This is a genomic window from Promicromonospora sp. NPDC060204 (assembly GCF_042728455.1).
Lineage (GTDB): Bacteria > Actinomycetota > Actinomycetes > Actinomycetales > Cellulomonadaceae > Promicromonospora.
In genome coordinates, this window is sequence record NZ_JBHWZO010000337.1 from 1 (window position 1) to 5,859 (window position 5,859).

Below are 5,859 nucleotides of genomic sequence, written 5' to 3' on the forward strand. Positions count from 1 at the left end.
GGATACGGTTCCGCCCCGCCGCCGTCCTGTTCCCGCCCAGCTCTCCCGCGCAGGAACGCGCGAGCCAGGTCAGCCCGGGTAGGCGACGAGGTCCACGTCCTCGGCGATCGGCTGCCAGACGCCGGTCTCCTCGTGCTCCAGGTCGCCGTCCTCGGTGAGCACGAGGATCCCCTGGTCGGTCACGCCCGCCGCGATCTGGGCGACGTCGGTGAGCCCCGGGAGCTGGCGCGACTGCCCGGCGGTGCCGGCCAGGCCCCCGACGCCCGCGTTCCAGACGGAGGACGTGCCCTGACCGTTGCGCGTCAGGAGGGCGAGCGTCGTGAGCCCCGCCCAGCGGGCCTCCACGACGTCGGCCACCGGCGCGGCGACCGACAGCGCGGCCGCCAGGCTGACCGGGGCGTCCTCGGCGTCGCGCACGACGCCCGCGACCTGCACCTGCCGGCCGGACGGCGTCTCGCTGACGACCGCGATGCGCGAGCCCTCCGGCGACACCGACACGCTGACCACCCTGCGGCCCTTGAGCCACTCGGGCTTCAGCTCGACCACGTCGAGCGTGTCCGTCGCCACCCGCAGCTCGCCCGCGTCGCCGCTGGTCCACGTGTTGCCGAACTTGTCCACCGACGGCGCCGCCAGGTCGGACCCCTCCAGGACCGGCACCGGGCCCTCGCCCTCGTCGAGGGAGAGGTTGACGATCCGGTCCGTGCCGTCGCGCACCACGATGGGTGTGGTCCCGGGGCTGACGGCGAGCGCGGTCGGGTCGATGCCCGACAGGTCGATGGACACGTCGTGCTCGACGAGCCGGCCGTCGTCCACCCGGTACAGCTTGTCATCCTTGAGCACGATCGCCTGGGCGATCGTCGCCGGCAGGTCCACGTCGGCCGCGTCGACCGACAGCCGGTTCTGGTTGCTGAACAGCTCGACGGGAACCACCCGGCCGGCGCCCTCGGAGAGGGTCGCGGAGAGCTGCGCCGCGATCACCTTGCGCTGCGTAGCCGGCACCTCGCTGATCTGCTCGGTGAGCCGGATCGGCACGACGTCGGCGTCGTCCCTGCCCGGGACGGACTGCGAGACGAGCCCGGTCCCGTCCGGAACCAGGGACTGCGTGGCGCCCTGGAGCCACTCGGGCGGCCCGGCGAGGATCTGCTCCACGGCCACCTTCTGCCACAGCCGGCGCGGGAACCAGCGCAGGTCGGGCACCAGGGTCGTGATCTCGTTCGCGCTCGGGAAGTACAGCCGCGTGGCCCGGTACTGGTTGGCGAAGAGGTTGGCGGGCACGAGCACGCCGTTGTCGAGCGCGGAGATGCGCCACTCGCCGCCCACCATGACGAGCGTGAACCGGTAGCCGACCTCGCGCGGGCTGCCCACCTCGGTGTAGGCGCCGGTGCTGTCCAGGGTCGCGATGGTCGTCGCCCGGACGACGATCTCCACCGTCTCGGTGGTCCCGAGGTCGATCTCCCCCTCCAGCGGCTCCGGCAGCGGCGCCTCGCGGACGACGCGCACCGCCTCGTCCGGGTCCCAGGCGTCCGCGACCTCGCTGGTCAGGAACTCCCGGGCGGTCTGGAACTCCTTGGGCGACGTCGCCGCGGCAGCCGCCGCGCCGAGGAAGCCCGACACGATCGCCTGCGGCTCCGTACCCGGCATGGGTCCGCGCGGCAGCAACGCGATGTCGGTCTGGGGCTCGACGGGCGCGGTGCCCACCCGGACGGGGCCGGAGGTGGGGATCTGGGCGCAGGCCCCGAGCCCGACGGCGGCGAGCAGGGCGACGACGACGGCGACCGCGGTGTTCGCTGCCCTGCGCATCAGCGCACCTCCAGGTCGGTCGTCGTGGATCTCGATCCGGCGCGCTCGCCGCGCTCGCCGCGCTCGTCCAGGTCGTGGTCGGACAGGTCCGGGATCTGGGTCGGGGTCGGGCCGGCGGACGGGTGCACCACGGGGACCTGCCCCGTGAGCACACCGGGCCCGTGCGAGGCGGGCGCCATGGTCACCGGCGGCTCCTCCACCTGGATGCCCGCGCTGCGCGGGAGCGTGAGGCGGAAGCTCGCCCCCTGCCCCGGGCGGCCCCAGGCGTCGAGGCGGCCCGCGTGCAGGTGGGCGTCCTCCAGGGCGATCGCCAGGCCCAGGCCGGAGCCACCCGTGGTGCGGGCGCGCGCCGGGTCGGCCCGCCAGAAGCGGTCGAACACGTGCTCGACCTCCTGCTTGGTCATGCCGACGCCGTAGTCGCGCACCACGACCGCCACCGCGCGGTCGTTCTCCGCGACCGTCACCTCGACGGGGCGCTCCTCCGCGTGCTCGATGGCGTTGACCACGAGGTTGCGCAGGATGCGCTCGATCCGGCGCGGGTCGAAGTCGGCCGCGGCGTCGCCGTCGGGCAGGCGCACCGAGACCCGGACGTCCTTGGTCTCCGCCAGCGGGGCGGCCTGCTCCACCACGGACATGACCAGGTCGCCCAGGTCGCGCCGCTCGGCGTCGAGCACGGCGGCGCCGGCGTCGAACCGGCTGATCTCCAGGAGGTCGGCCAGCAGCGACTCGAACCGGTCGATCTGGCCCAGCAGCAGCTCGGCGGAGCGGCTGGCGTCCGCGTCCATCTGGTCCCGCGACTCGTGGATGATCTCGCTCGCCATCCGGATGGTCGTCAGCGGCGTGCGCAGCTCGTGCGACACGTCGGAGACGAACCGCCGCTGCATCGCGGAGAGCTCCTCCATGCGCCGGATCTGGTCCTGCAGGCTGTCGGCCATCTCGTTGAACGACCGCGCCAGGCTCGCCATCTCGTCGGCGCCGCGCGCGCCGGGCATGCGCTCCGAGAGGTGCCCCTCGGCGAGGCGCTCGGCCACGGTCGCGGCCCGCGTCACCGGCGTCACGGTCTGCCGGGCCATCGTCCACGTGACGACGCCGAGCAGGGCCAGCATCCCGAACCCGCCCGCGAGCAGCACGCGGTGCACGAACGACAGCGTCTCCTGCTCGGGCTCCAGGGAGTAGAGGTAGTAGATCTCGTAGCGGGCGTCGGGCGCGGCCTGGACCGTGGAGCCCACGATGACGCCCGGCCGGACCACGCCCGGGTCGTCGGCCGCCGGGATGCCCACCGCCTGCAGCACCTGGTCGTCCTCGGAGGCGATGTTCGCCTGGCGCAGCTCGTCGGTGATGACCACGTCCGTCAGGTCACCCCGGGACACGACGTCGGACACCTGCGCGGTGCCGCCGGGCTCCTGCAGCAGGAAGTAGTCCTGCGCGGTGGAGCCGCTGGTGGCGGTGAGCGTCGAGACCGTGTCGTTCAGCAGGCTCTGCAGGTCGCCGTTCGACGTCGTCGCGGAGTTCGAGAAGTTCTCCGAGACCTGCGTCGTCAGCGCGGCGGCCTCCCGGTCGATCGCCGCGAGCCGCTGCTCGTAGATCCCGTCCCGCACCGACGTCGACAGGTACAGCCCGAGCACGGCGATCGCCGCGAGGCCGATCGCGAGGGCGGTGGTGACGACCCGCAGCTGCAAGGAGGAGCGCCACTGCGCGACCCCGCGGCGGGTGGCCCGGACCGTGACCACCCGGGCCCGTGAGACCACTCGGCGAAGCCGCGCGGCCAGGCCGGACGGCATCAGCGTGTCGCGCCCGCCTTGTAGCCGACACCGCGCACCGTCAGCACGATCTCCGGGTTCTCCGGGTCCCGCTCGATCTTGGAGCGCAGGCGCTGGACGTGCACGTTGACCAGGCGCGTGTCGGCGCTGTGCCGGTAGCCCCACACGCGCTCCAGCAGCACCTCGCGCGTGAAGACCTGCCACGGCTTGCGGGCCAGCGCCACGAGCAGGTCGAACTCGAGCGGGGTGAGCGCGATGCGCTCGCCGTCGCGCATGACGGTGTGGCCGGTGACGTCGATCTCGACGTCGCCCACGACCAGGCGCTCCGGGCCCGGGTCCTCGCTGCGGCGCAGGCGCGCCTTGATCCGGGCGACGAGCTCCTTGGGCTTGAACGGCTTGGAGACGTAGTCGTCGGCGCCGGACTCGAGGCCCACCACCACGTCGAGCGTGTCGGACTTGGCCGTCAGCATGATGATCGGCACGCCCGACTCGGCGCGGATCTCGCGGCAGACCTGGACGCCGTCCTTGCCGGGCAGCATGAGATCGAGCAGCACGAGGTCGGGCTGATGGGTCCGGAACATGCCCAGCGCGGAGTCCCCGTCGGCGCAGAAGATCGCCTCGATGCCCTCGCCCTTGAGGACGATGCCGATCATCTCCGCCAGTGCTGTGTCGTCGTCGACGACAAGAACTCGTACCTTCATGCCCTCCAGTGTGCCAGCCTGGTCCAGCAAACCCGGCCTCGTGCGCCCCGACCTGGCGTGTTCGGCCCAGGTTCACCCGGTGGGGGTATGCCGCGGGCCGCGGGTGGACCGCACCCCGGTGCGGGGGAAAACCCCCGGAGAACCCGGCGGTCGACCCCATGTCGCCCCCACCCCGGCAGGGGCGAACCTGGCACCATGACAACCATGACCGCCGACCGGCTCGCACCCGCCGTCGTCCCGGACGGCGCCGCGCGGCCCGGCCCCGGCTTCCTCACCGCACCGTTCGCGGCCCGCACCTGGCGCGAGCAGGGCTACCTGACGCTGGTGCTCCTGCTGGCCCCGTTCGCGCTGACCTACACGCTCTTCGCGGTCAGCTTCACGGCCGGCATCGCCGTCACGGTGGTCGGGCTGTTCGTGGCCGGGGCCGTCGTGGCCGGCGGCCGCGGCTGGGGCGCGATGTACCGCGGCCTCGCCCGCGACCTGCTCGACCTCGACGTCGCCGTGCCCGCCCCGTACGTGCGGCCGCGCGGCTTCTGGCGCACGATCGGCTCCCTGATCGGCGACGCGACCGGCTGGCGCGCGCTGCTGTTCATGTTCGTCACGTTCCCGCTCGCCATCCTGTCCTTCGTCACGAGCATCACGTTCCTGGCCACCGGCCTGGGCGGCCTCACCTACTGGTTCTGGTACCGGTACCTGCCGGAGCAGCCCGGCGCCGACGGCGCGCTGCACCGCGGGGCGCAGTTCGGCGACGCGTACTTCCTGGACACGCCCCCGCGCCTGGCCCTCGCCGCGCTCGCCGGCCTGCTGCTGCTCTTCTGCTGGCCGTGGATCACGCGGATGTTCGCGCTGCTCTTCCGGGTGCTCACCAGCGGCCTGCTGAGCCCGACCCGGGCGAGCCTGCGGGTCGCCGAGCTGGAGCGGTCCCGCACCGGCACCGTGGACGACGCCGACGCCCGGCTGCGCCGCATCGAGCGCGACCTGCACGACGGCACACAGGCCCGCCTGGTCGCCGTCGCCATGCAGCTCGGCGAGGCGCGGGAGCAGCTCGCCGACGGCGGCGACGTCACCCAGGCCGTCGAGCTGGTCGACACCGCGCACGCGTCGACCAAGGAGGCGCTCACCGAGCTGCGCGAGCTGGCCCGGGGCATCCACCCGCCGGCGCTCGACAGCGGCCTCGGCGTGGCGCTGGAGACCCTTGCGGCGCGGTCGCCCCTGCCCGTCACCGTCGACGTGGACCCGAGCGTGGAGGCGGACGGCCGCCTGGCCCCGGCGCTGGAGTCGATCGCGTACTTCAGCGTGGCCGAGCTCGTCACGAACGCGGCCAAGCACGCCCGCGCCTCCGGCGTGTACGTGCTGGTCGAGCCCGTTACCGGGGTCGGAGGCGCCGGGGCGGCGCTCCGGATCCGGGTGCGCGACGACGGCCGCGGCGGCGCCGTGGTCGTCGCGCCCGACGGCTCGGGGCTGCGGTCCGGCCTGGCCGGGCTGGCCGACCGGGTGCGGTCCGTCGACGGCACGTTCGACCTGTCCAGCCCGGCCGGCGGGCCTACGGTGGTCACCGTGACCCTGCCCACCACCGGCCCGGCCGGACGCGCGTGACC

General features: G+C 73.8%; 4 protein-coding genes. 1 reads left to right on the forward strand and 3 read right to left on the reverse strand.

What is annotated here, in order from left to right; translation table 11 throughout:
- Positions 1 to 69 precede the first annotated feature (69 nt).
- From ACFWEJ_RS26515 to mtrA, 3 genes are read right to left on the reverse strand one after another with little or no spacing between them, the layout of a single operon-like run.
- Positions 70 to 1,800 (reverse strand): LpqB family beta-propeller domain-containing protein, encoded by a 1,731-nt coding sequence (locus tag ACFWEJ_RS26515; protein WP_377232166.1) that lies wholly within the window; start codon positions 1,798 to 1,800, stop codon positions 70 to 72.
- Positions 1,800 to 3,548 carry an MtrAB system histidine kinase MtrB gene (gene mtrB / locus ACFWEJ_RS26520; RefSeq protein ID WP_377232167.1) on the reverse strand — a complete coding sequence of 583 codons (1,749 nt, stop codon included), beginning with the start codon at positions 3,546 to 3,548 and terminating at the stop codon, positions 1,800 to 1,802. The genes ACFWEJ_RS26515 and mtrB overlap by 1 nt, the downstream gene beginning before the upstream one ends.
- A gap of 32 nt (positions 3,549 to 3,580) precedes the next feature.
- The gene (gene mtrA, locus ACFWEJ_RS26525; RefSeq protein ID WP_026366090.1) at positions 3,581 to 4,261 is read right to left on the reverse strand and encodes an MtrAB system response regulator MtrA; all 681 of its coding nucleotides are present in this window, start codon (positions 4,259 to 4,261) and stop codon (positions 3,581 to 3,583) included.
- Positions 4,262 to 4,456: 195 nt separating this feature from the next.
- Here mtrA and ACFWEJ_RS26530 point away from each other — a divergent pair, with 195 nt between their 5' ends.
- Positions 4,457 to 5,857, forward strand: a complete 1,401-nt coding sequence (locus ACFWEJ_RS26530) for a sensor histidine kinase (RefSeq protein ID WP_377232168.1) — start codon at positions 4,457 to 4,459, stop codon at positions 5,855 to 5,857.
- Positions 5,858 to 5,859 lie beyond the last annotated feature (2 nt).